Source organism: Paenibacillus baimaensis (assembly GCF_025567575.1).
Genome location: NZ_JAOQIO010000020.1, coordinates 1 through 26,119, shown reverse-complemented (window position 1 = coordinate 26,119; position 26,119 = coordinate 1). Strand labels below are relative to the sequence as shown.

General features: G+C 44.6%; 19 protein-coding genes and 1 pseudogene. 4 read left to right on the top strand and 16 right to left on the bottom strand.

From position 1 onward, the window contains the following. Window positions 1-3: 3 nt before the first annotated feature. On the bottom strand, window positions 4-897 hold the full coding sequence (locus OB236_RS08430) for an ABC transporter permease (RefSeq protein WP_262683571.1): 894 nt from the start codon (window positions 895-897) through the stop codon (window positions 4-6). Window positions 898-1,272: 375 nt separating this feature from the next. Here OB236_RS08430 and OB236_RS08425 point away from each other — a divergent pair, with 375 nt between their 5' ends. After that, a complete protein-coding gene (locus tag OB236_RS08425; protein ID WP_262683558.1) occupies window positions 1,273-3,537 on the top strand; it encodes an AraC family transcriptional regulator in 2,265 nt (754 codons plus the stop codon). A 131-nt stretch (window positions 3,538-3,668) separates the two neighbouring features. Here OB236_RS08425 and OB236_RS08420 read toward each other — a convergent pair whose 3' ends face one another. From OB236_RS08420 to OB236_RS08370, 11 genes and pseudogenes are all read right to left on the bottom strand, one after another. Further along, window positions 3,669-5,822, bottom strand: a complete 2,154-nt coding sequence (locus OB236_RS08420) for a bifunctional diguanylate cyclase/phosphodiesterase (protein WP_262683557.1) — start codon at window positions 5,820-5,822, stop codon at window positions 3,669-3,671. A 187-nt stretch (window positions 5,823-6,009) separates the two neighbouring features. Continuing rightward, window positions 6,010-7,443, bottom strand: a complete 1,434-nt coding sequence (locus OB236_RS08415) for a leucine-rich repeat domain-containing protein (protein ID WP_262683556.1) — start codon at window positions 7,441-7,443, stop codon at window positions 6,010-6,012. Between the two features lie 207 nt (window positions 7,444-7,650). Then, window positions 7,651-8,823: a sugar ABC transporter permease gene (locus OB236_RS08410; protein ID WP_076237802.1), complete on the bottom strand. Its 1,173-nt coding sequence runs from the start codon at window positions 8,821-8,823 to the stop codon at window positions 7,651-7,653. A gap of 10 nt (window positions 8,824-8,833) precedes the next feature. Next, window positions 8,834-10,363: a xylose ABC transporter ATP-binding protein gene (locus OB236_RS08405; protein ID WP_262683555.1), complete on the bottom strand. Its 1,530-nt coding sequence runs from the start codon at window positions 10,361-10,363 to the stop codon at window positions 8,834-8,836. 70 nt (window positions 10,364-10,433) lie between these two features. Continuing rightward, entirely contained in the window at window positions 10,434-11,528 is a 1,095-nt protein-coding gene (gene xylF, locus OB236_RS08400) for a D-xylose ABC transporter substrate-binding protein (protein WP_076237780.1), read from the bottom strand. Window positions 11,529-11,658: 130 nt separating this feature from the next. Beyond that, a complete protein-coding gene (locus OB236_RS08395) occupies window positions 11,659-13,248 on the bottom strand; it encodes a response regulator (protein WP_262683554.1) in 1,590 nt (529 codons plus the stop codon). Continuing rightward, window positions 13,245-14,702 carry a sensor histidine kinase gene (locus tag OB236_RS08390; RefSeq protein ID WP_262683553.1) on the bottom strand — a complete coding sequence of 486 codons (1,458 nt, stop codon included), beginning with the start codon at window positions 14,700-14,702 and terminating at the stop codon, window positions 13,245-13,247. Before OB236_RS08390 ends, OB236_RS08395 begins: the two co-directional genes overlap by 4 nt. After that, complete coding sequence (locus tag OB236_RS08385) at window positions 14,683-15,675, bottom strand: sugar ABC transporter substrate-binding protein (protein ID WP_262683552.1); 993 nt, start codon at window positions 15,673-15,675, stop codon at window positions 14,683-14,685. Before OB236_RS08385 ends, OB236_RS08390 begins: the two co-directional genes overlap by 20 nt. Window positions 15,676-15,863: 188 nt before the next feature. After that, window positions 15,864-16,432, bottom strand: a pseudogene (locus tag OB236_RS40005) (SDR family NAD(P)-dependent oxidoreductase). A 79-nt stretch (window positions 16,433-16,511) separates the two neighbouring features. Further along, complete coding sequence (locus OB236_RS08375) at window positions 16,512-17,300, bottom strand: nucleotidyltransferase domain-containing protein (RefSeq protein WP_262683551.1); 789 nt, start codon at window positions 17,298-17,300, stop codon at window positions 16,512-16,514. A 310-nt stretch (window positions 17,301-17,610) separates the two neighbouring features. After that, window positions 17,611-18,303 (bottom strand): hypothetical protein, encoded by a 693-nt coding sequence (locus tag OB236_RS08370; protein ID WP_262683550.1) that lies wholly within the window; start codon window positions 18,301-18,303, stop codon window positions 17,611-17,613. 400 nt (window positions 18,304-18,703) lie between these two features. On the opposite strand from OB236_RS08370, the gene OB236_RS08365 reads away from it, so the two are divergent. Continuing rightward, entirely contained in the window at window positions 18,704-19,159 is a 456-nt protein-coding gene (locus OB236_RS08365) for an AraC family transcriptional regulator (RefSeq protein WP_262683549.1), read from the top strand. A gap of 178 nt (window positions 19,160-19,337) precedes the next feature. Here the strand turns inward: OB236_RS08365 and OB236_RS08360 are convergent, their stop codons facing one another. The 3 genes from OB236_RS08360 to OB236_RS08350 form a co-directional block, all read right to left on the bottom strand. Beyond that, on the bottom strand, window positions 19,338-19,889 hold the full coding sequence (locus tag OB236_RS08360; RefSeq protein WP_262683548.1) for an SRPBCC family protein: 552 nt from the start codon (window positions 19,887-19,889) through the stop codon (window positions 19,338-19,340). Between the two features lie 33 nt (window positions 19,890-19,922). After that, window positions 19,923-20,897, bottom strand: coding sequence for an SDR family NAD(P)-dependent oxidoreductase (locus OB236_RS08355; RefSeq protein ID WP_262683547.1), 975 nt, complete (start codon window positions 20,895-20,897; stop codon window positions 19,923-19,925). Window positions 20,898-21,474: 577 nt separating this feature from the next. Then, a complete protein-coding gene (locus OB236_RS08350) occupies window positions 21,475-23,040 on the bottom strand; it encodes a sigma-70 family RNA polymerase sigma factor (RefSeq protein ID WP_262683546.1) in 1,566 nt (521 codons plus the stop codon). Between the two features lie 252 nt (window positions 23,041-23,292). Here OB236_RS08350 and OB236_RS08345 point away from each other — a divergent pair, with 252 nt between their 5' ends. Beyond that, window positions 23,293-23,802, top strand: coding sequence for an endonuclease V (locus OB236_RS08345; RefSeq protein ID WP_262683545.1), 510 nt, complete (start codon window positions 23,293-23,295; stop codon window positions 23,800-23,802). A gap of 19 nt (window positions 23,803-23,821) precedes the next feature. Then, complete coding sequence (locus OB236_RS08340; RefSeq protein ID WP_262683544.1) at window positions 23,822-25,150, top strand: SMI1/KNR4 family protein; 1,329 nt, start codon at window positions 23,822-23,824, stop codon at window positions 25,148-25,150. Window positions 25,151-25,424: 274 nt separating this feature from the next. Here the strand turns inward: OB236_RS08340 and OB236_RS08335 are convergent, their stop codons facing one another. After that, the gene (locus OB236_RS08335; protein WP_262683543.1) at window positions 25,425-25,796 is read right to left on the bottom strand and encodes an iron chaperone; all 372 of its coding nucleotides are present in this window, start codon (window positions 25,794-25,796) and stop codon (window positions 25,425-25,427) included. Between the last annotated feature and the right edge of the window lie 323 nt (window positions 25,797-26,119).

Below are 26,119 nucleotides of genomic sequence, written 5' to 3'. Positions count from 1 at the left end.
CTCCTACCATAGGCTTGTTTCCCCCAGCTTGCGGCTGAGATAGTTGGCTGAATAAATAAAGATCAGACTGACGATGCCCGTGAACAAATCGATCGCTGTCGCGTAGCTGAAATTGCCATTCGTCAAACCAACCCGGTACACATACGTGCTCAAGATGTCCGCGGTACTGTAGGTTGCCGGATTGAACAGCAGAAACACCTTCTCGAACCCGATCTCCAACACCTTGCCCACATTCATAATGAACAGGATAACAATGGCGGGTGCGATGCCAGGCAGCGTAACGTGGAATAGCTTTTTCATCCGCGATGCGCCGTCAATCTCTGCCGCTTCATAAAGCAAAGGATCAATAGAGGTCAGTGCCGCCAAATAAATGATCGTTTCCCAGCCAAAATGCTGCCATACTTCTGAAGCGACATAGATCGTACGAAACCAGTCGGGCTTGACCAGAAAGTTGATGGGCGAAGCTCCCAGCAGTCCTGTCAGCTGGTTAATGATGCCGCTGCTTGGAGAAAGAAACATAATGACCATACTCGCTACCACTACATTCGATATAAAATGCGGTAAGTAGCTGACGGATTGTACGAATCTTTTAAAAATCGCATTTTTCGTTTCATTAAGCAGCAGTGCGAGAATAATCGGGGCCGGAAAGCCGAACAGCAGCTTATAGAAGCCCAGCAGGAACGTATTGCGCAGCAGAATGAACAAATCCGGGTTTTGAAAAAACATAATGTAATATTTCATGCCTACCCATTCACTCTGCCACACCCCCTTGTACAGGTTATAGTTTTTAAAAGAAATGACGATTCCAAACATAGGTGCGTATTTAAATAGTACATAATACAGCAAACAGGGCAGAAACATTAGCAGCAAATATTTTCCCTTTCGGGTTTGTCGCATGAGCCCTGAGAACTTCGAGCGGCTGGCGGTTCCGTAATTGTCTACATATACAGAAGCTGCTGTATCGGACGGGCTGCTGCTATGAAGGGAAGTTCGCTGCGTCATCGGCAGACTCCTTTCGCAAGTTGATAAGGCTAGCTTAGAATAATTTTCACCCGTCGGCTATTCTCCAGTTTTACAATATGAGCCCGATCTCTATATATCGTAATAATGGATAAAGAGCTCAAAAATGGATAACAAGATCGCGCCGTTTTCCTTGCTGCATCGATATTCAAGCCGTGCTTGTGATGATATAATGGGTCTCATCCATGGCACTCTTGCCGCTTATGCCGAGGTGCGGATTTATCCTAAAAGGGACGAAGGTGGTGTGGTAACATGCTAAAGATCAAGCGACAGCCGGGATCGCTCTTCACAAGGCTGCTGTCCAGCTTTATTCTGATTATCATTTTATTTATCTCTTTTAACTTCCTGTCGTACTCCTTTTCCCGCGACATGATTCAGGATGAAATTATTCGTTACAACCATTTGAATCTGGATAATACCGTGAGGAACTACGAAGCCCAGTTTCGTCTGGAGCGTAAAATTGCGTTGAACCTGCTGTTCAGCCCGGAGGCGAATTTGCTCAAACGAAGCAACGGCAGTCTGAATTACGAGTTCGTCAGTGCCGTGAACAAATCGGTAAAGGCCTTATACGAAAATGAAGATTTATTTATATACAACATTATGGTTATGATGAGCGATATGCGTTATGTAATCGACAAGGATGGTTCACACCAGTCTGAAAGTCTGTTTACCAAATATTACCTGAATCCACAATACAACGAATCCTTTTGGCTTCAAGAAATGGCCCAGCCCTTCACCTTCAAGGTCTATCCGGCGAGTACCTTCACCGAAAAGGACAGCAGCAAGGAATTAACCAAGCGTAACCTGCTCCCCGTTATGATCAAGAACAATCTGAATACCAAGCTGGCCGTTATTATCTTACTGGACGGCGACAAGCTGTTTGAGAAATTCCACCAATCGATCAATCCTAACTTCATGATTATGGATAACTACGGCCAAGCTTTATTTACCATGATGGATGGCTCTGCCTCTTCGAAGCTGCCAAGCTTTCCAGCAGATCAAACCTACACGCAAAAGGATTATAACTACTACTTTTATAAAACTGCCAACGAAACCGGCTTCTCTTACATCAATAGGGTTCCTTATGAAAATATTTCCACACAGTTCAAGAAGCTTAATCTCATTCTCTTCTCACTGCTGCTCGTTGCCATTTTGTTTAGCGTCGGGGCCTCGATCTTTATCAGCATCAAGTTTAACAATCCGATCAAACGGATCATTGAGTCCGTTCAGCAGTTCAACTCAGAACTCCCCAAGCAGACGCAAATCAAGGAATTTAATATTATTAGTGACCAATTCAACTCACTGCTGCAGACGAACAAAAATTTCAATCACGAGCTTGCAGAAAAAAACTCGCTGCTGCGTTATTATTCGTATACGAACAAGCTGAAGCAGATTTATAACAACGCAGCCGATACGCAGGAAACCTTGTTCCATGACAAGCCGTTCCAGCTCGTTATTTTCCAGCTCACCTATCGTAAAAGGTTCAATGAGCAAGCAGGCTTTGAGCAGGACCGGGCGTCCAGTTTTTTTCGCGAATTTATCCAGTATAATCTGGTGTTGAAGTATGATGATCCCGCTACGCTGCAGTTGGAAAAGGATGAAATCATTGCGCTTGTATTCATTAGAAACAATACGCCGGATTTGCGGGAAACGTTAGAACATATGAAGAAGGTATTCGATCTGGATAAGGAGCTATGCTTCCTGACGATTGCTTACAGCGGGGTGTATAGGAACTCCTCGGAAATAACCAAGTCCTATGAGGAGGCCTCTTCACTGGTCAAGCTGCGGCGTCTCAATGAGGATACGCAGATTATTGAGCATCAGCCGTATGAATGTACCGATTCGGCCTTTAGCCCTTCGGAAGCCCAGGAATTTCACAATAATTTATCTGCCGGAAACCTGCCGCAAACGAATCGGCTAGTCCAACGGATGTTCGATCAGATGAGCAAAAAGCAGTCGCCTGCCTGCCATTTTGCCGGATTTGCCTTATCAACGGCCGATATGGTGTTGAAGACGCTTGCCTCCCTGAACATCACCCAGCATCCGTTCAAAGGCAATATGGCTCCAGCCGAGCAGTTGAAGGAATGCCATACGCTGGAGCCGTATAAAGCATATTTTGAAAGCTTTCTGCGTGAAAGCGTCCAGCTGATCAAGCAAAAAAAGGAAGCCTATGACCCGATGATTACGTTCGCTATGAATTATTTGGAGGAGCATTATGGAGAGGATGCTTCGCTTGACGTTGTGGCGGATAAACTGAATATTAGCGGCACCTACCTGTCCACGAATTTCAAGGAAAAAACCGGAATCAATTTCATCGAATACCTGAATGGCGTTCGAATTCGTAAAGCGAAGCATATGCTGGAGGGGACGGATTTAAAGATACAGGATATCTCTCATCTGATCGGATACCAGACGATCAATTCCTTCATCCGGATGTTTAAAAAACATACAGGATTGTCACCTGGTGAATACAGGAAAATGCATACCCATTCTTTGAACACGAGGCTTCAGGATTAACTGGATACCGTGAAGCAATGGCTCTACTCGATTTATCCGCGATAGAGCGTTCCTGCAGCACAAAAAGCATGCTGACGCGTCAGTATGCTTTTTGTGCTGCTCTGGATGGCAAGCAAACCTTTACAATCTCATTAACTCCGAGTTATTCGCAAACCTTGCAGGTACGCTCCAAAATCCTGATCGGATAAGGGTTTGCTGAATAGAAAACCTTGTCCTTGATTGCAGCCGTCCTCTTGCAGAATGGCTAACTGCTCTTGACTTTCAACACCTTCCGCAATCACGTTGATATCCAACGTTTGAGCTATGGTCAATATGGCCTTAACAATGGCCTGACTCTCTTTATTATGATGAATATCCCGAATAAACGAGGCATCAATTTTCAAAGTATTAACGGGAAGATGCTTAATATAACTGAATGAACTGTAGCCTGTTCCAAAATCATCTATGGAGGTATGGACCCCTAATTCCTTAATTTCTTCCAGAATGGTCACAGCATGATCAATATCAGCAAAAATACTTTCGGTAACTTCCAACTCCAACCATTGCGGATCCAGTTCAGTCATCGTTAGTACCTCTTTGATCTTGTCTAACAGGTCAGGCTGATAAAATTGTCTGGCTGACAAATTCACAGACAGTTGTACATGAGGGTATCCTTGAGTCTGCCACTTTTTGTTTTGCTCACAGGCACGCCGCAAAACCCATTCTCCAAGAGGGATAATTAGCCCCGTATCTTCAGCTACGGGTATGAATTTATCAGGAGGTATTCTCCCTAATTCAGGATGATTCCATCTCACAAGTGCTTCCATACCGATTAACTGGCCCGTCGATAGATCAAGCTTAGGCTGATAATCAATATGAAATTGCTCAAGCTCAATCGCCTTTTTCAGCTCGTTTTCTAACAAAATGCGTGCCAAAGAACGCTCCTCCATATCAGAATGAAAGAATGAAACCCCATTCCTCCCCATATCCTTAGCTGCATATAGAGCCATATCCGCGCGTTTTAACAGCTCATCCGGGTCCCTACCATTGGAAGGGAATAAGACGACTCCCATACTGCAGGACATACTATGAAGCTGCCCGGCAAGCTCGATCGGTTCTTGAAGACTGGTTTGAATGTTGATTGACACGGATTCCACTTCCGTCAGGCTCGGCAGGCTCTTTAATAACACAACAAATTCATCGCCACCCAGACGAGCGACCAAACCATTAGGACCGACGCAATGGCTGATTCTTTTAGCTGATTCTATAAGAATAAGATCACCTGCTTCATGCCCAAGTGAATCATTGATGTCTTTAAATCGATCCAAATCCAGAAACATAATCGCTAATTGAGCTTGATGACGCTTCGCTAGTTGAACCTCTTTGCGTAACCGATCCATGAATAATCTTCGATTCGGCAAATCCGTTAAGGTATCGTGGTAAGCTAAATGGTAGATCGTTTGCTCCGATTTTTTCCGTTCGGTGATATCACGCATGACGAGAACCAGGCTTGAAACCTCCGTGGATGCTTGGAGAATAGGATTGAGTGTCGTTTCCACATAAAAGTACCTTTCACTGCGCGTTCGAACTCGAAATTCCAGTTGAGTCGACGATTTCCTCGTATGTATGATTTGCTGAATACTAGTAGATACGATCTCACGATCCTCTTCATGTACCCATTGAAGTAAATGACTGGATTCAAAGCTAGTCAAGTCGTGTCCTAACAAAATCATATGAGATGGGGATGCATATACAAAGTTCCCTGCTGTATCGATGATTGAAATCAGATCCGACGAATTTTCGGTAATTAAACGGTATTCTTCCTCGCTTTTTCTTATCTCTTCCTCCATTTGCTTACGAAGGGAAATATCATTTCGAATCGAGACATAATGGTAGGGTCTTCCCTGTTCATTTAAAAATGGAACGATCGTCGTATCTACCCAGTAAAACGTGCCATCCTTGGCTTTATTCCTGATTTCTCCTCGCCAAATACGTCCGGACCCTATGGTAGCCCACATGTCCTTGAAATAATCGCGGGCGTGATAGTCTGAATTTAATATCCGGTGATCTTGTCCCAGCAGTTCATTCCGCTCATATTGAGATATTTTACAAAATTGATCATTTACGTAGAGAATGGTTCCACGCGGGTCGGTGATTGCCACAATGGATGACTGGTCCAATGCATGTCTAATATCTGACAGTTCCTTCAAAGCACCTCTAAGTCTTTCGTCATTCTCCAATAACAGGCTGTCCTCAGAAGGATAGGTAGGGGAATTGGATAAGCTGTTGGTACTCTGTTCCTTCATTAATTGTCACCTCCAGCATTTGATTATTTCTTTATCATCTATCGAACTTATTTGCTCTCATACTTGCACATGCAAAATAAACCCACCCCGCCAATCATAAGGGTCGGTTTGTCTTGCTTAATTGTATTGTAATTAATCTATACGTATTTGTCTATGGAAAAGGCAATTAGGTATAGAAGATTTGACTTTACTTTTCGATTTCTGTGTTTCTATTGTGCAGTTTCTCTAAAACTGGACTCGACATGTCATTTAGCGGATTATTTTTCAGTGCAACTTTTTTTAGTTTCGGTAATTCCAATAGCACCTTTATCTCATTAATTTGGTTGTTGGACATATATAAATTTTCCAAAACAGATAAACGATAAAGCGGCTGAATATCTATAATTTGGTTATTAGATATATCAAGCCATGTTAATTTATTTAAAGTTTGCACAGGGGAAAGATCATGCAGTTGGTTGCCAGATATTAATAAGTCAGTAAGCGGCAGTCCTGTCAGTGGTGTAATATCTGTTATTTTGTTGTTAGTGATGACCAGTTTCCTTAATTTATGAAGTTGGCTAAGCGGTTGAATATCCTCAATTTGATTATTGTTGAGCGCCAAAAAAGTGATTTTTGTTAAAGCTTCTAATGGTTTAATATCGGTTATTTGATTACTTGGGAGCATTAAACTTGTTAAGTTAACTGCATATTCCAAACCTTGCAGCGTTTTAATTTTTTTAGTGGGATCACTTGGATATAAGGATGTGAGCCGTTTTAAATCTTCTGCTGTAATCGTTCCCGATGTTTTCTTTAACTCAATTCGAATTGCTTGCTCTAAATTATCATCAACAATAATTTTTTTCCCTTCGGTTTGGTCATTAGATTCAGCTTCACTTGGAATGGGATCGTAAAGAACATCTATCCCTTGCTCGAGTAATACCTGAATATCCTTGAGAGCCGAATACGGTAATGGATTCTCATTAATACGGACCTCATCCAAATTCTCTAATCCCAGTAAAGGACTTACATCCTCAATTTGGTTGACCGAAAGGTAAGCAACATTAAGATCGGTCATATCATGAAGTACACTGATGTCCTTGACTTCATTATTGATTAGAAAAAGGTACCTTATCTTATTGGAGTTCATCAGAACGCTCAAATCAGAAATTTTTGTATTATTTGCATTAAAAAAAGAAAGTTTAGTTAAATGACTTAAAGAATCAAAATTGTTGATCGGATTGCTCCCAAGTCCCAGAGCCGTTAGATTTGTTAAATCTCGAATACTTTCAATACTCTCTATGAGATTATCATATACATATAATTGTTTAAGATTGGATAGCTGAGCTAGCGGGCTTAAATCCGTAATATTACCATGCGAAACATTTAAAATAGATAACTGTATGGCATATTCCAATCCTTTTAATGAGCTTATACCTTGAACTCCTTTCGCATCTATTGTAGTTAATTGCTCTAAGTCTTCCGTAGTTAACGGCTCCTCCATTTTATCAAGCGCCGTTCTTATGATACCCTCAAGCTGTGCGTCTTCAATAATCGATGTGTCTGCATAAGCCGTGACAGCAACCGAGGTTATACACATCACAAATACGGTTACGAAAGTAAAAATAAACTTCTTAATCTGCATGTTAACTCCGACCCCTTAGCCTTAATTTATTGTTTATGATTTCCGTTCCAGTATATATATGTTATACCATAATTTCCATAGTTCTTTTAATAGAAGATTTGAAGTTAACTCAAAAAAAGGCTGCATGAGTTGTTCGCTCATACAACCTCGCAGCAGGTACGGACCCAGCTGCTGTTCAATCCATAATAGCTTCGGAATTCGCACTGCTTACGCCTTTTTCTTTTTTTGACGGCTATAAATATCGAACCATACGGCAACGACCAAGATGCTGCCTTTGGCAATTAGCTGCCAATACGAGTCCACGTTCATGATGCTCATTCCATTGTCGAGACTGGCCATTACCAAAGCCCCGATAATAGCCCCGATAATCGTTCCAGCACCGCCAAGCAAGCTGGTTCCGCCGATGACGCAGGCTGCAATCGCGTCCAGCTCATACATATTACCGGCATTAGACGTAGCAGCATTCAACCTTGCGGTTAAAATCAATCCGGCTACCGCTGCCAGTGTGTTGCACAGCACAAAGACGACAAGCAACCTTCGTTTCGTATTGATCCCGGATAAGCGGGAAGCCTCTGCATTGCCTCCTACCGCATACGTTTGGCGTCCAAACACAGTGTTTTTGGCCATGAAAGTGAAGATCACTGCCAAGACAATGACGATCAGGAAGGGTACGGGTATACCTTGATATTGATTCATGAGAAGCACGAAGCCGAGAATGAGTGCGGCATAGATGACAGCCTTGGCCATTGTGAACGTCATGGGCTCCAGCTCAAAGCCGTATTTTTTGCGCGAATTTCGCTTACGGAGCAGTCCAATCACCAGAAATACGATCGCGATTACTGCCAAAATGAGACCGATGGGTCCAATTAAATACGATTGTCCTATATACTTGAATCCTGGAGATAGCGGAGCAATCGTTTTACTACCGGAAATACCCAGCCAAAGCCCCCGAAATACCATCATACCGCCCAACGTCACGATAAATGCGGGAACAGCCCGATAAGCGACCCACCAGCCCTGTATGAATCCGATCACTGCACCCAGCAATATGGTAGCTATAATGACGGGGACCGTACTCCAGTCATACCAAACATTGAGAATGGCGGCCACCCCACCGGTCAAGCCAACAATCGAGCCTATAGACAAATCGATCTGTCCGGCCACAATGACCAGTACCATGCCAATCGCCAATACCGAGGTCACCGACATTTGCAAAAATAAGTTGGATAAATTTCTCGGTGTCAGGAACGTGTCGTTAAGCAAGGAGAACAACAACCAAATCGCCACCAAAGCGCCGATCATCGCGTATGCTCTAATGTCCATTTTCATCCACAACTGAATTTTTCTATGATTTTTGACCCCGTCTACCGGTACCTGCATACCGCCAAAATTAGCCATGTTTGATTCCCCCTGTTGCTGCCGCCATGATAACCTCCTGAGTTGCTGATTGATAGTTGAATATACCGGCCATCTTGCCCTCCGAAATCACCATAATCCGATGGCTGACCCCTAATACTTCAGGCAGTTCGGATGAGATCATAATAATGGCCACCCCCTGCGATAATAATTGATTCATGATGTTATAAATTTCGAACTTAGCGCCTACATCAATCCCACGCGTCGGCTCATCCAATATGAGAATTTTGGGCTTGGTCATTAACCATTTCCCAATAACCACCTTCTGTTGGTTGCCGCCGCTTAATGTACCTACAACGGTTTCTAACGAATTCGCTTTTATTTTCAGCTGTTGAATGTAGTCCTGACCGACGGCTATTTCCTGATTTTCCTGTATGACTCCGCGGACGGAAATGCTATGTAAACTGGACAAGCTGATATTATTTTTAATATCCATATCCAGCACCAGCCCATATTTTTTTCGATCCTCGGATACCAGCGCCATTCCGTGCTCTATGGCCTGTTGTGTGCTTCTAATATTCACAGGTTTGCCGTCAATGGCAACGCTGCCTTGCTTTGCTCCCTCATATGCTCCAAACAGACTCAGCACCAATTCACTGCGACCGGCTCCGACCAAACCCGAAATGCCAAGAATTTCTCCCTGCTTTAATTCAAAAGATAGGTTGTCAATCACTTTACGTCCCGGCTGGCTCGGGTCCCATACCGTGTAATCCTTCACCGCCAGCATCGTAGTTCCTGACTGTGCCTCCACACGTGGAAACCGTTCTTTTAATTCCCGTCCCACCATAAGCGAAATCACTTTATCCTCGGTCAATTCCGAAGTCGGCTGCGAAGCAATCGTCAGCCCGTCACGCAGTATGGTAATCGTATCCGCGATCTCGAACACTTCATTTAATTTATGTGAGATATAAATGCAGGTAACGCCCAGATTTTTAAACTCTTTCAAAATGGCAAGTAAAATAGCAACTTCCTTCTCGGTCAGTGCCGCTGTCGGCTCATCGAGGATGAGGATTTTCGCCTTCTTGGATAAGGCTTTTGCTATTTCAATCAACTGCTGCTGCCCGATCCCAAGCGTCCCCGTAATCCGGTCCGGCTTGATGCCGCTTAATCCCACCTGACGCAGCCAGCTTTCTGTCTCGAGGTAAACATAATCCCAGTCCATTATGCCGAAGCGGGAAGGCTCGTTTCCTAAAAACAGATTTTCACCAACGGTCAGATTCTTCACCAATGCAAGCTCCTGATAGATGATAGCAATGCCTGCCTTCTCCGCGTCTTTAATATGTCCGAACCGCTGTACGACGCCGTCGACCAGAATTTCACCTTCGTAGGTTCCCGCCGGATACAGCCCGCTTAGCACTTTCATTAAAGTCGATTTGCCCGCTCCGTTCTCCCCGCACAAAGCGTGCACCTCACCCTTCTTCACCTTAAATGTGACCTGATTCAGTGCCTTAACCCCCGGAAATTCCTTCGTAATCGTTTTCATTTCAAGGGCCATGGTTTCCATGTAACTATTCCCCCTTCTCGGTTTCCCTCTCAGAAAAAGGGCGGGATTCCCCGCCCTCTCGGCTCGCTGCTTATTTCTTAACGTTCTTGTACACATCTTCTTTCTTATGGAAACCGTCTGCAATAACGGTTGAATCCACATTATCTTTGTTCACCGCTACCGGATCGAGCAGAATGGAAGGTACATCGATTTTGGCATTATTCACTTTTTTCGGAGCGTCTACCTTCTCGCCCTTAGCCATCTTCACAGCAACAGTAGCAGCTTCATCCGCCAGCTTCTTCAGCGGCTTATACACGGTCATTAACTGTGTACCTTCAACAATACGCTGCATCGCAGCCAGCTCCGCATCTTGGCCGGAAACCGGAATTTTACCAGCCAGCTTTTGCGCCGTCAGTGCTTGAATAACTCCACCTGCTGTACCGTCGTTGGCAGCAACAACTGCATCAACTTCATTCTTGTTCGTTGTCAGTGCATTTTCCATATTAGCCAGTGCGTTGGCTGGACCCCAGTCCTTGGTCCATTGCTCATATACAATTTTGATATCACCTTTATCCACCAGCGGCTTTAAAATGTTCATTTGCCCTTTTTTGAATAAATGTGCGTTATTGTCTGTTTCTGAGCCCTCGATTAGCACATATTTGCCTTTTGGCGCTTTTTCTACAATCGCTTTCGCCTGCATCTCACCAACACGCTCATTATCAAAGGAAATGTAAAGGTCCACGTCCGAGTTTTTGATCAATCGGTCATAAGAGATGACCTTGATGTTGGCCGCATGTGCTTTTTGTACAATGGCTGCTGTCGCCTCAGCGTTATGAGGTACGACCACAAGTATGTCTACACCTTGGCTGATCAAGTTCTCCGCCTGTGCGATTTGCTTAGCGTCATCGCTGTTCGCTGCCTGCACGTTAACTTCCGCTCCAAGCTCCTTGGCCTTGGCTACGAACATGTCGCGGTCACGCTGCCAACGTTCTTCCTGCAGAGTGTCAAGCGACATCCCGATAACAATCTTCTTGTCTTTCTTATCCGCGGCTGGTGCTGTAGCGGCTGGCTTCGAATCGCCACCTGCTGCCGCTGGCTTGGTTTCTCCAGTTGTGCAGCCCGTTAAAGCTACGGTAAAAGTCAATGCCAAGCCCACGATGCCGCTCTTTTTCAACCATTTGTTCATCAATTCGAACCTCTCCCTCTAATTGTAAAGTTATTTGTTTGTTAAACTTGCTTACAACTTGAATTTATCATGGGGAGAGCGCTTTCAGTTGAACCATTATCTGCACTATCTTGTTATCTTCTTCACTTTTTTAAACGCTTTCATGGTTAGTGGATAGCGGACGATGCCGTGTCAGCAAATCTTTTCGATAATCGGTCGGCGATTGGCCTACGGTTCTTTTAAACACACGGCTGAAGTAATTCGGATCGTGGTAGCCTACCTCATAGGCAATCTCCTTCAAGCTCTTCCCTTCATCGGACATGAGCTCCTTGGCCTTATCGATCCGGCACTCCGTCAAAAAATCCACATAGTTCGTCCCGAAGGTTTCCTTAAACAGCCGGCTTATATAAAATGGGCTGATCTGGACATGCTCAGCGATCAAATCAAGCGATATTTCCCGCTGTGCATGCTGGATAATATAGGCTTTGACCTTGAGCATCAAGTCGGGCTCCACCTGGGTCTGCATCTCCTTAACGGATCTTACGATTCCATCCACAATACGAAGCAGCTCCGACCGAAGCTGGGCATAGCTCACAATTTGAAAGGCATAATAAGGCTTTTCCGTCCTGGCACCAAGCTCCAGGGTAAATCGGGACAAAATCAACAGCAGGTCTTGAACCCGCTGCTGTGCTTCAACCAGTCGGCAGCCTTCAGCTTCAAAGCCATTGATCCATTGCTGCAGAAGCCTATTCACCTCATGCCATTGGCCTCGGCGAGCTTGCTCCAGCACCTCCTTTTCCGTTTCCGAAGAACGCAGAGCTGACCGATTATCTTCCAACAGTAGATCAGAGTAATGCCGACAATGGGTCGGAATCGACAAATCAGTCGAAGCTAACAGAGCCTCATGATACGATTGCCGGATGTCGTGAGTAGACTCCGAGCAGCTGCCAATGCCGATAAATACGCGTACACCACGAAAGCAGCTAACGTAATTAAGTAATTTGCGTATGAGCGAGGTGCTTTGCGCACGGTACGATTGCTGCACATCAGCCAAAACGATAATCGGCATCTGGTTAAAGCTGAGCTTCCCAACCCATCCATCTGAAGTGGTTCGGAAATATTCGGTCAGCGATTTATAGACGGCGGGCAAGCTTGCGTCATCACCTTCCGTCTGAATCGTACATACCATGACAAAGGCAGGCCCCTGCTCCTTCCATTCCAGCAATGACATCATTTCCTGTAGATGCGACTCGTGAACGCTGTCATACAGCAGCTGTGTCACATAATCCGCCTCCAATACAGGCAGCAGCTTATCCAGCTTTTCCACTACATGAAGCTGCCGCTGACGATTCTCCCGCTCCCCCTCCAGCTCTTTCAACACCTGGCCCACCGTCTCCAAAATCACCGACGACTTGCTTGGCTTCAGCATATAATCGCTCACCTGCAGACGAAGCGCTTGTTGGGCATAATCAAAGGAATCAAACGCCGTGACCATAATGATCTTCACATCGCGGTCCGTGCTTCGAATGATCTGAGCCGCTTCCAGTCCGTCCACTCCCGGCATCTTGATATCTAATAAAATCACATCAGGCCGATGCTGCTCCGCCAGCTCCACCGCCATTCTTCCGTTATGGGCCAGCCCGACGATTTCGATATCGTTCAGTCCTTTACTCAAAATACGGCTCAGCGCTTCACGTTCGAGCTCCTCATCGTCTGCGATCAATATTTTAAATGTAGTCATCCCTTATTTCCTCCTTGTTGCGGCAAAGTCAACCGAATGACGGTTCCTTTGTCCTTATCACTGCTAATCTGAACGACATCGTCTGTCCCACAATACAACTGGAGACGGCGAATCACATTGGGAATACCTATTCCGGTAGTCGTACCAACTGTGATGGATTCCTCCGGATCATGATCGCGAAAATGGAAAAAAGCAGCAATCTGCTCCTCCTTCATGCCGCCACCATCGTCGGCAATTTCGATGATCACTTGTTCATTCTGTCTAATTACCTCGATACGGATTGTCCCCCCTTGCTCAAGCGGTTCAATGGCATGGATGATCGCATTCTCAACAAAGGGCTGCAGCGTCATACAAGGAATAGGTACGGTAAAACACGACTCATCCAGCTTCAGCTCATACCCCACTCTGGAGCCAAATCGGGCTTTCTGTATGATCAAATATTCTTGAATGACATGCAGCTCCTCCCTGAGCGTCACCATCCCTTTCAAGCTTCGTAGATTGTAGCGCAGAAGACCGGACACACTCGCAATCAGCTCGCTGGTTTCCTCGGCACCTTCCAAATAAGCTTTTTTGGCCAGCATGTTCAGTGTATTGAATAAAAAGTGAGGATTGATTTGATTTTGCAAGCTGCGCAGCTCGCTTTCCTTCAACAATAATTTATGATCCCGTAAGTCTTTTTCCAGCTGCGCTTTGATACTCATTTCCTCAATCAAATTTTTGATACTGATTCTCATCCGATTCATCGTCAAGGTGAGCAAGGACAATTCATCCCTGCCTTTGATTTCTATAGGCTTATCAAAATTACCCGCAGATATTTCCCGGGCTGCAGTCGCTAACGTTCGAACTGGACGGGTAATGCTGCCGACAAATTGATACGAGAACAAAAATAGCAGCGCCGAGGCCAGACCTAAGCTCCAGAATCCAAGCTTGCGCAAATCTGCACTCTGCCGAATCATACGCACATAAAAATCGTTATATGTATTCAACTCCTGGTTAAGCAAAGAAAGCATTTCCTCATGAACGAATTTGTTAACTTGGATCGCTTCCTCCAGCCTTGTAAGTGCCGAGTTTTTCTCCTGTCGCTCGGTATCCTTGGCTGAGAGCTTCATCGTCTCAACCAGGCTCGCAATCATATTTTTGAAATTAAGCAAGGTCGTCATGTTACCCGAATTGATAAGCGCGGGCAGCTCAACATAATTTCTTTCGAGTTTCTCGACCGCGTAGCTAAATCGGGCTTCTGTTTCCTTACTGGGGTTATTGGTATACCCGTTAAGCTGCTTGACCGCTTCCGTACTCAGATTCGTCAGCTCGTTCATTGCCATATAGCGCTGGAGAATCGAATTGTATTTTTCAATCGTCAGTTGGTGCTGATTGTTAAGAAATAGCCATAGTCCTGCCATAAATACCAAAATAATGACCGTCAGCATGATCATTTTACTTTGCAATGTTTTCATGCATGAACTCCTCACTCGTATACAGCCGATTCGTCACATAATGGTAAGGCTCCAGCGGCAGATTCTTGCCTCGCAGCCATTCCAACGCTAATGAAACGCTGGTTTGTCCGACATCGCCGTCATCGTGCAGCATGACCCCGTCAATCTTGTTCGAAGATATCAAATGCATAATTTCCGGTGAATCATCAAAAGCAGCGACAAAATAATCCTGAATCCGATCACGGCTAGTAAGCGCTTGCACAGAGCCGACCACCGACTCCGAGCTTAATCCGACTACCGCACGCAGGTGCTCGCCATCATTTAACAAATCGTTTGTTCGTCGATAGGCCCCATCACGGGAGTCTCCTTCAAACTGCGCCTGAACGACGCGGATCGCCGGATACTTGGATAGCGCTTGTACAATTCCCTTCAACCGTTCATTTTGATAGCTGTGATCCTTGCTGTCATACAGAATACCAACAGCTCCCTCATAATGAACTGCCTTCGCGACCTTATCAGCCATCTGATTGCCCTCGATGAAATGGTCTGCCCCAACATACACTTTTCTCAGGCTGTCCGGTGAGTCAGTAAATACGGTAATGACTGCAATCCCCTGAGCGGATGCCTTATTCACGACTTGAACAAACCTCGGGCTGTCCATCCCCTGAACAATCATGACATCGACCCTGGCGGCTATCCCGACCTCCATTTGCTTCATAATTTCATCCTCGTTCGGCCTTACCGCGTTGCGAAATTGAATTGAAGCCCCTTGCTTCTGCGCTTCTTCCAAGGCTCTTTCCTGAACTCTTCCCCTGGAGGGCGCATTCTGTTCAGTAGCGATAAACATTAACCTGTATTTGGTATCAGGAGCAGCTGTGTTTTGGAACTCATCCGTTTGGTTAGCCATATAAAATTGATAGGTATAATACATCGTAAACACTAACGTAGTCGCGATACAAGTGATGCTTAGAAAGAAACCGAGCCATTTTCGCACATAGCAACCTCCTGTTAATTCCATGTATTACTAAATATAGTGCATCCTTAATGGATTGGGAAGAATTATTCTTATCATCCCGATATGTGAGATGTAGTATGATCATTCAGCCCAATAGCCAAACAAGCCTGAGTGAGATCACAAAGATCTCGGCTCAGGCTTGCTCTATAAGATGGATACTGTGCAGATTACTTCGCCGTAACGCCTCCATCTACTGGTAATTCGATGCCTGTAATATATGAAGACGCATCAGAAGCCAGGAATAACACCGCTGCCGCCACTTCAGAAGCTTGTCCTACCCTGGGAGGGCTGTCTGAGACAAGAACCACTTCAATTATGTACAAAATCTGAGCTCATCGGTGTCTCAATAAAGCCGGGGTGAACCGAGTTGACCCGAATGTTGTCTTTGCCATAATCAACGGCAGCGGCTTTGGACAGCATGCGAACACCGCCTTTGGAAGCTGTGTATGCACCTGCGCCGCTGCTTCCTGTAAGACCAGCAATGGAAGAAATATTAATAATGGATCCCCCCTTGTTGGCCTGCATATGTGGAATAGCATGTTTCATCCCGAGGCGCATAAGCAATCGCTTGTCCGCCGATTGCTTCAATCTCCTTCACAACAGCTTGTACGGCAGCAGCATTAATATCGGTGGCCACGATTTGGGCTCCTTCCCCAGCAAGAAGAATCGCTTCCTCGCGTCCCATCTCGCTTCCAGCACCCGTCACAATAGCTACTTTACCCTTCAGAATCCCCATATCGGCATCTCCTTTTTTTCAACTCAAACAGGCATTTCAGATTCAGCCATACAGGTAATTTCCAATATAGGGTAAGTTTCTATGCAATAAACCAAACCTCCTGGAGTGCCGATCGGAACAACTCGTCAAGCCGATTAGTCAGACCGCCCTCAGCAGAAGGCATATTGGATGCCGTCCTGTCGTAGTAATTGATTCTATCTTCCAGGAACTCATTGATCGGATTAATTCTTGCTTCGTAATCCATCTCATCACCAGCCATTTTCCGAACCAGCATCTCTTGAATAATGCCCTTTAGCTCACTGCCCTCTGGTACTAAGCCTTCTACCAATAAATGAAACTCGATAGGCGGCATGGTATTGTACTTCTCAATCCACTCACACGCCAGGATCGGACGCAGTACATAAAAATATTTTTTAATTTTCACTTGATCTCCCTGCAGATACTCCCGGTAATTCCCCTTCGCCATATGTAGATAATGATGCATACATGAATGTGGCGAGAAGGTTGTTGGAGAAATGCCGCGAATTTGTTCAGCAACCGAATAGTTCTCCATATATACCATCGGCGACTGCAGCCATTCCAGCAGCGGCGGGTTCGATTTACGAAACAGCTTCAAGGCCTTCCGCAAATCCCAACCGTTGATATCCAGCATATTGTTGATCGGACGCTCAATAACATCCCGTTTATCGACAATGGACAAATACCACTCTACCAGTCGGATATATATAAATCTGACGTCGTAATCGCTGTCCTGTGAAGGAAATCCCCACGCACGACTACCCGATTCACATGCATATAAAATCCGAACTTGTTCATCCCGTTCAATTTGCTGTAACTCTTCCTTAATAAGTCGCTGATAATCGGTCATATAGCACTACCTCCTTCATCCTGCACGTTGTGTCGCTTCTGTTTCTATCATCGCTGATAATAGGCTAAGCGAACATGGCACAAGTATGACGACTATAAGAAAAGCTTCTGATCGAAGCCTATTCAACGAAGATACATTCGTGTCTAAGCGGTAGCTTTTCTTGCGAGATAAGAATGTTCAGCTCCGCTGAAAACTTATAAATTCTTATCTCTTAAAAAAAGAGAAGCTATCTCGCGACTAGCTCCTCCACTATGATTCTCCGTTAGCCGTCTGTACAGCGCAGATAATGAAAATGGTTAGAATCCTACTACTAAGGCTGCAGCTTGCGTTCCGTCGCTTCTAGAGCTTCGAGTTTTTGCTCATACCGACGCATTAGAGCTGAAACAGGCCCATCGCGGTGCTTTTCGAGGAATACCTGAAGTGCCAGGCGGTATTCCGAAATAAATTTCGGATTGGTGGGGCTTGTTGCAAGTTGGCCTTCGGCTTTTATAACCGGTTTTAAGTCTGTATTGATTACCCATTTTTTCCCGTAATCTGACTTGTCGCTCATGATGAGGATATTACGTTCGAAACCTGAAACATATCTGGCGACGAAAACTTCACCCTTGGGCGGAATAAGAATGGCATTGCGCAGCGGATAGATACTAGCGGACATGGTAGTGAAACTCGTCGCCACATCTTGCCCATCGGAGGTTTTAAGGACTACTTCGTACTCCCAAACATATTGATCATTGTACAAGGAGTTTGTTTCCTCTGCATAAACAATGATTGCAGTACCCTCCGTTCCAACGGCGTTAAGAAATAATGAATTTAGATAATGTGTGAGAAAGATGTTGAAAATCGCTGCCAGAAAACCAACAGTCGGCAAGATAAAAAACCATTTGACATGGTTACGCCATATTAATAAGAGGATACCCATGGCAAAGCTGAAGAATAAGATCATCAAAAATGACCAGATAGGGTGATGCGTCAGGAAATACAAGACGGCCGAGATCATATACATGTATGTCACTCACTCCCTCTCATGATATTATTTTGGGAGAGATACAAGTTCTACTTTAACTTACCCAGCTCGTCGGCATATTCCCCCAGAATCCAACCGCAACATTCCTAGATTATAATTAATTCAATAGCTATATTCTATTTTATAATAACATTCCATCTTTATCCATGCTGCCCTTGATGTCCAAGGACCAGCTTATTCCACTAATTCAAGCTTGTAGGTAATGGCTATTCCTTCATCGATTCGCAATTCATCCCTCGGTGCTTACGCATCTGCTGCCTATCCGCGGCAACCCGTTCGGTAAAATTTTCAATATAAAAAAATCAAATGATTATTTTTTTATATCATGATAATATCCAAAATGTAGAAAATAACACATAAGAGAAAGGAAGATGAAGTTATGGATACTAGAATCGAATCTCTCCCGAATTATCGAATTGCATATGTCCGACAAATTGGTCCGTATGGTTTTGCCAATATTCAAGCAATGGATAAGTTAAAAAAATGGGCAGGTGAGAAAAACCTACTTACTGAATCGGCAATTTTACTTGGAATTCCACAAGATAACCCTCAAACAACACTTCCTGAAAACTGTAGATATGATGCATGTATTGTCATTGCGAAGGATTATCAAATTGATGATTCAATTAACGAAGGTGAACTTTCTGGCGGAGAATATGTTATTTGCAAAGTCAAACATACAGCAGAAGATATTCAAAAAGCATGGACTGAAATTTTTCCAGCTTTACACAACAGAGGATATCAAATTGACAACAAACCGATTTTAGAAAAATACACTGGTGAAATGGTTAACCAAGACTTTTGCGAAATATGCGTGCCTGTACAACGGTTATAAGATTGCTTAGCTTAATCTTTAGTTGCTACTCGCTTTTGCCGGGTTGCGCGTCATCGCACGCACACTATGGCCTGCCTGTACAAGTTCTTCAAACTATTCGAATGCGTACCTGTCCTTAATCATTGGAATATATGGTGATAGGTGTCTGTCGGCCTCTTCGATTAATAAAGGCTACTTTTTAGTTAGCCGCCTCGGCAGTTGTCTTGAGGTCAGCAAGCCAGGCATTGAGCGAGGACGTGAGTGCCGCGCGCATGCCGTCGGGGTCGGCTGCTACAGGCGGACCGTCCCAAGACTCCGTGGTGTGCACAACGACTCCTTTGGCAGTGGGAGTGATGGTCCATACGTGGACGCCCTCGATGCCTTGTGCTGGCCCTCCCCAAACAATGCGTCGCATGGGGTCGACCTCGCGGATGGTGGAGTCGATGGGTAGCCCATGCGTCTCCCACTGGAAGGTGCTTCCTACTGCGATAGGACCGGATAATCGCGCCTGGGAGACGTTTTTCTGCCAAGCTGGCCATTGATCAATACCAGTCTGTATCCGCCAGACGATCTCCTGTGGAGCGTCGATTTCGATGGAAAGGTCGACTATGACCTGGGCATTTCGGTCGACATCGATGGTGGCCCGTTGGGAATCATGAAAGGGACTCGCAAAAACGACCCAGCCAATCAGAATTATTATTAGTAAAAGAAAGCTCATCGTGAATGTTTTTAACTTAAACGATCTAGACATACTATTTCACCTCCCTTATTATTGATTAATCAATTACTTTTGTGCAAAAGATGCCTTGCTCTTCTGCAATGCCAAAACAGTTGAAGTAATACCCTCCTGGAACGCCGTCGCGGTGATCGGTCCAATGAACCGGTTGTATTTTTCTCTGCTTAGCGTCAGCGGCTCTTCGGTTAAATAAAGCATCTCGACGATTTCTTTCATCACAGGCACGCTCATACCTAACAACGATAAACCAAATTTTTTCAGGGGAATGACCGGTTTAACATGGTCACTTGCCGTTTGTGCAATCCGTACGATCTCTTGCCCCGATATAAGCCCAGCACCCGGTATATTCCAGTTTTGTCCATATGCGAAATCTTTGCCTGCCAACTCAGTAACCATCGCAGCCGCATCCGGTAAATAAACGAATTCGCGAGGCACATGCATGTTGCCGATGAAAAAAGCCATTTTGCCAGCAGCTATTGCTTCTAGGGTTGAACCTAAATACGAGGCTTCATTAGCCGTAGGTCCATAATAATCGGGCAAACGAACAATCATGACTTTTACCTTAGTCCATCGATTACTGAACAACATACGTTCATAGTCCAGGCGTACTTTTCCTTTTATCGTATGAGGCTCCTTTGGATGCTCTTCCGTGACAAGCTCCATCTGTTTTCTCCCATAAGGATAGATCCCGTCGATCGCTACTACTTTAATCGCAAGCCGTTCTGCCGCCTCCATCACGGATTCGCCTAGCGGAATCAGTTTGTTCACCATCTCGTGGTAGGGTACGTTCGCGCAATGGAATAATACGTCAGCACCGCCTGCTTGAGCTACAATGTCGTTAGGAGACATTGCGTCTCCAATGGCGAGCATCAAATGCTTCGGATTGCCAAGTTTTTCAGCAAACTGTTCCAACTTCTGGCGCGAACGTCCAAAAGCAATGGTAGGTACTCCCCGTTTGACAAGCTCTTCCGTGATTGCTGCTCCTGTCCCACCCGTTGCTCCAATTACAATCGCTTTTTCCATTTTTTCATCAGCTCCATTTTGTATTTTTTATTTGTTATCGATCAATCACTAACTTTAATTTATCTTATCATCTAGTTATTGATTAGTCAATTACTAAATTGAATGTTTTTATATAGGAGATATTATTTCATTCGCCTCCCCTTACGTTTCTTTTAACTCGGGAAGCCAATGGCTTCCGCGAATTCAGAAAGCATTTACGAAGATTCTATCTACACGTCTGTGAGTGGCAGATTGAAACGACTAAGCAGCTGAAAACACGGCGAGCCCTGTCGCAGGCGATGAAGGGCAATGCCAAGCAACAACTCTTGTGAAGTGGAGTCAAAGGCAGGAAGAGCTGGCGGAACCATTCGTCGAGCATGTGCTGCCCTTCCTGATGTCGAACTTGCGAATGCTTGATCTGCATGATTCAAAAGAGGAGTGGGGGTAGTCCAAGCTGAACAAATGCTATTCTATCAAGCAAAATGAAATAGAAAATAGGATTAACCGTTTCGAGATTGCTTTTTATGAAAAACTCCCTATTTTTCGCCGTCACTTATGGTATGGTTCACCACGCTGTCTGTAACGGCAAGTTATTCCCTTATTCCATATGAACCAACCGCTTTCTCTCAGGGTCCCAGCGCCATGTTAAATCACCATATAGACGCAGACCGCCATACCACTCATTCATTCCCTTCACCTTCACCCAGTCCTTTACTCCCACGGCTACTTCCATCCCTACCTCCGTTAATGAAATATCGCAATTTTCAAAGGATGGGGTAGTTTTCTTTCGATAATCAGGAAAAGTATGAGAACCCCGTATCTCTAATAGCGCATTCGGTCGTTCCGACATATTCCTTAATCGATACCAAAATTCCAAATCACCCATGCCTAGCCCACTTAAGCGGTTCCCTATCTCTTTAAACAGCTCGCGCGGGGTATTCACCCCATGCCGAATAAGCTCCAAGATGGTCTGCTCCACAATTCCCAGCCCATTCATTGCCGAAGGCAGGCGGGATAAGTGCAGCTCAAATGCCGCGTGAGCAAAGGGCAGCTCCGATGTGTCTTCATGCAAAAGCTCAACATGCCGTTCTATATCCGGGGAGGCATATGCCTCCCAAATTCTTCTGCCCGTCTCAAGCTCCTTCTGTCCGATCCTCTGCCACGTACCTGACAATGTTTCCAACTGCTTAGTTGTAAGCTGTCCCAACCCTCGAAACAAATCAATACCTGGGTAGTCGCCGATACACAGCAAATTCAGTTTTGTGTGGCCTAGTGTCCGCCTTGAAAACCAATGCAACAAAAAGCTTAACATGAGCTGGTCAAATAAATCATGCTCGAACCATAGTACAACCTCATCGTATTTGTGGAAGTTTTGCAGAATCTGTTCTTGCGACTTACAATTTGTCACATAGTCATCTGCCGGAATGCCCATGGTTTTCTCCAAATACTCCACTCTTGTCGACCTCTGAATGGGCTCGCCCATTTCAACGAATACCGGACCTACCGGATACACTTCTCTCCAGACCAAGATATCTCCGCGAATATTTCCCTTCCTCAACTTATCACCGACAAAATCTCCGTTTACTATATGGAGCATTGATACTCCCCCTTCGTATAGATCGTCGAACATGGATACAAAGTCAGTGACAATTAGCGACGTCCTCAGCTTATTGCGGGCATCGAACAACCGTTTTTTTAGTACGGAAGGAGATATACTCAGGTAACTTGATATTTCTCTTATCGAATACCCATGGAAATAAAATAATTGAACTACCAGTTTTAAATTGCTAGACAAACCCTCGACGGATTGATGAAGTCTTTCCTGCCATTCCTTTTTTTCTAAGATAGACTCCACATTGAATTTCTCTACATCCATTGCACTCGCTTCATCCATCGGCATCGTGGAATGTCTTTTCCGGCGAAGAAGGCGATGACATTGACGTTCGATAATGGTCTGGAACCATCCCGGGAACGCATCCGCATCCTTCAACTTAGCGAGATTGGCAAAAGCCTCTGCGAACGCTTCTTGAACCGCATCTTCCGCTTGGCCCCAATCACCTAATTTTCCATATGCCACAGAAAATGCCATGCCACCGAAATATTTCACGATCCGCCCCCATGCAATTTGGTCGCCAAGCCGAGCTTCCTCGATCCACTGTCGCACCTCTTGCACCTCCTCTGTATTCAGATTCTATATACAAGTGCCAGTATCGTTGCAAAAGGTTACTTGGTTCTATTGTAATAGCAGCAGATATTTGCCGCTACTTATGATACGGTTCATCGCGTTGTCTGTAACGGCAAGTTTAAAAGCCATCCCGCAAAGGATGGCCTACCCTGCTCCCCGTTGCTGGAAAAATGTGATATATTAGCTATACTCTATAGCCATAAATGAGCTTAAAGGAAGGAATCGCTATCCATGATCATCGCTGTCGATGTGTATTATGAGGAAAATAAAGCGAAATCAGTGGGAGTTATTTTTCAATGTTGGGAAGATTCTAAACCACACGAAGTCATCGTGTCTTATACGGAAAACCCGCACGAATACGAAACTGGTTTTTTCTATAAACGAGAGCTCCCTTGCATACAGGAACTGATGAAACTTACTGATATTGACCAAATACATACCATTGTTGTGGATGGCTATGTGTACTTAAACAATGAGAAAAAGCCCGGGCTCGGACATTATGTTTACACAAATTTTTCAGGAAAAATTCCAGTCATCGGTGTTGCGAAAAATACCTTTCGCGACAACGAAGCTTTTGTCAAAAAGATTTACCGCGGCAACAGCTCCAAACCTTTATATATAACCTCTGTCGACATCGATCTGGCAGATGCTGCTCAGCACGTACAGAGTATGTATGGAGAATACCGATTTCCGCATCTGCTGAAATTGCTGGATATGCAAACAAAGGAAGCCCGGCAATAATCAACAAGGGGGATTCAATATGTGGTTTTGGAAGAAAGAAACGAAACTGGATCGCATAAAAAACAAACTCAAAAAGGCCATGCACAAAGATACGGCTTTTTTGGTGTTTGGAGCATCATCACACAAATACAGGGTCTATGACAAGCTTACAGTAAAAGAGCTTGCGGACTGGCAAGCAACAAATTCGGTCTCACTCCCGGAGCCTTATACGCAGTTTTTAACGAATGTCGGAAATGGAGGTGCCGGGCCTTATTACGGGATTTATTCGATTGAACAGGCAGCTTCCTGTACCGATAGAAATGCACTCGCTGCAAAATGCGTTCTGCATCCCGGAATGACAAAAGAGGAATGGAACCATCTGACCGCCCCCCTGATCAATGATGAGGACATCTCCGACCTGGAATACGACACCGCCCGTGATAGGGTGATGGGTGGCATGTTGTGCATTGGCACACAAGGTTGTGAATACGATATGTATCTCGTACTTGAAGGGAGGCACAGGGGGAAAATCGTTTACACTTCAGATTTTTATCCTGATCATCCCTTTTTCTTTGTCTATGAAGACAACTTTCTGGACTGGTATGAGCGCTGGCTGGACGAAATTATTCTGGATTATGATATCGCGTGGTTTGGCAGCAGAATGCCGGGCGATGAAAATGCGTTGATACAAGTTTATCAAAACGCCCCTAACGAAGAAATCAGATCAAAAGCGCTGGATGGAATGTTCAAGTTTAAAAAAATCTCACAGCCAACCATTGATGTTTTAAGAAACGTTGCTGACCAAAGAAAAAATGATCGCACCACAGCCATTCAGCTAATCTGCAAAACCTCTGTTGATGCGGGAAGAGACTATCTTCTGGAGCTGTTGCATTCGGATAGAAATGAGGATTTTTTACAAGCTTTAATGATTCTGAACGGGTATGGAAAATCTTTTGATTTAGAGAAATTTATAATAGTGATCTTGCAAAGTCTTGACAGGGTTCGTGACCCGGAAACGTTACGTCGTGTGGGGTATGTTTTGGAATCTTCCGGCGCGATTACACTCCAAAACTTTAAGCCCTTTTTGTGCCACAACGACTCGAATATGCAAACAACCGCAATCTATGCCACACGCAGTTGCAATGATAAATCGGAAAGTTGGGAGATCATTGAACAGATGTTAATGGGTGGCGACAAGGAGGTTATGAAAAGCTCTATTTTATATTGGGGCATTATCCCTCATGAGAAGTTATTGCCTTATTATAAGGCTGCATGGCCGGAATATAAAAACAATAATAATTTCAGGGAAAAATTTATTGGTTGTTTGAACGAATTAAATGTGCAAGATGATTATTTTGACAAAAAATAATTAAACTACCCATTATGAGCACACGCAGTTTGATTGCTGCTGCTTGTGCCTTGGCCGCTCCCCTACGGTTATAAACCAATGCGGAAACCTGCAAACTGCACGAAATATGGCTTCAAGTGAACGCGCCTCCGGATATAGACGAACTATTCATTTAATAATGGTCCCCCAGTAAAAATTGGTAACATGCACGGGAAATTGTATCACACTGAAACAATCGATTCTAATCTCGTCTTTGCGGACGGATGAAGTATCCCAGTTAGTTCAATAACATTTTTTATTTCCGCCAAAAAGTTGAATAGTCTGCTTTATCCAAAATATTAAACTCGATCATTCTCTCAAGTAATTCGTAATTTACCAGCTCATTCCACGGTATTCTAAATAAGCCTTTGGTAGATTTATAGCCAGCTTGTGCAATGTTATCGGCAAAGTGCGCGATGCATACTTCTTCGGGCGAAACGCTCAAATGATGCTTCGCTGTGGAAAAGCCGATAATAAATGTGCCGTGATCGGAATACATTGGCGTATTCCACTTCATTTGCGCTTCCAAATTAGGGAATTTGTTGGCAACCCACGTCAAAATCTCCTCCGTACGGTCGCGATGGTCGGAGTTATCAATACTCGCTAAATATCTGAAAAAAACTTCCACGTTGTACCCTCCTAAAATAACTATGTTCAGTGAAATTCTTCAATCCCACTGTTAATTGAAGGTAAAATACATAATACTCTCTATGTTCAACGTTCAACTGAATCACTTCACGGTCTAATCTTCTATTAATATACCATAAAACATGCGATTCCCATTCAGCTATCCTGCCCGATCGTATTATGAGGTCACCAGATCTTTCTGGTCGACCTCTTTTTTGTAAGGTCGTAAGATAGCGGTAGCCGGGGATCGAACGTTTCTGCCCGTGGGACTTGGATCCCGAGAGCTATTCAGTTCATCCCCCCTACTTGTTCAACCATGGTTAG

What these genes read in the sequence shown, in the direction of transcription:
- OB236_RS08430 (WP_262683571.1), bottom strand. Translation starts at nt 897, where the DNA reads ATGCGACAAACCCGAAAGGGAAAATATTTGCTGCTAATGTTTCTGCCC.
- OB236_RS08425 (WP_262683558.1), top strand. Translation starts at nt 1,273, where the DNA reads ATGCTAAAGATCAAGCGACAGCCGGGATCGCTCTTCACAAGGCTGCTG.
- OB236_RS08420 (WP_262683557.1), bottom strand. Translation starts at nt 5,822, where the DNA reads ATGAAGGAACAGAGTACCAACAGCTTATCCAATTCCCCTACCTATCCT.
- OB236_RS08415 (WP_262683556.1), bottom strand. Translation starts at nt 7,443, where the DNA reads ATGCAGATTAAGAAGTTTATTTTTACTTTCGTAACCGTATTTGTGATG.
- OB236_RS08410 (WP_076237802.1), bottom strand. Translation starts at nt 8,823, where the DNA reads ATGCAGGTACCGGTAGACGGGGTCAAAAATCATAGAAAAATTCAGTTG.
- OB236_RS08405 (WP_262683555.1), bottom strand. Translation starts at nt 10,363, where the DNA reads ATGGAAACCATGGCCCTTGAAATGAAAACGATTACGAAGGAATTTCCG.
- xylF (WP_076237780.1), bottom strand. Translation starts at nt 11,528, where the DNA reads ATGAACAAATGGTTGAAAAAGAGCGGCATCGTGGGCTTGGCATTGACT.
- OB236_RS08395 (WP_262683554.1), bottom strand. Translation starts at nt 13,248, where the DNA reads ATGACTACATTTAAAATATTGATCGCAGACGATGAGGAGCTCGAACGT.
- OB236_RS08390 (WP_262683553.1), bottom strand. Translation starts at nt 14,702, where the DNA reads ATGAAAACATTGCAAAGTAAAATGATCATGCTGACGGTCATTATTTTG.
- OB236_RS08375 (WP_262683551.1), bottom strand. Translation starts at nt 17,300, where the DNA reads ATGACCGATTATCAGCGACTTATTAAGGAAGAGTTACAGCAAATTGAA.
- OB236_RS08370 (WP_262683550.1), bottom strand. Translation starts at nt 18,303, where the DNA reads ATGTATATGATCTCGGCCGTCTTGTATTTCCTGACGCATCACCCTATC.
- OB236_RS08365 (WP_262683549.1), top strand. Translation starts at nt 18,704, where the DNA reads ATGGATACTAGAATCGAATCTCTCCCGAATTATCGAATTGCATATGTC.
- OB236_RS08360 (WP_262683548.1), bottom strand. Translation starts at nt 19,889, where the DNA reads ATGTCTAGATCGTTTAAGTTAAAAACATTCACGATGAGCTTTCTTTTA.
- OB236_RS08355 (WP_262683547.1), bottom strand. Translation starts at nt 20,897, where the DNA reads ATGGAAAAAGCGATTGTAATTGGAGCAACGGGTGGGACAGGAGCAGCA.
- OB236_RS08345 (WP_262683545.1), top strand. Translation starts at nt 23,293, where the DNA reads ATGATCATCGCTGTCGATGTGTATTATGAGGAAAATAAAGCGAAATCA.
- OB236_RS08340 (WP_262683544.1), top strand. Translation starts at nt 23,822, where the DNA reads ATGTGGTTTTGGAAGAAAGAAACGAAACTGGATCGCATAAAAAACAAA.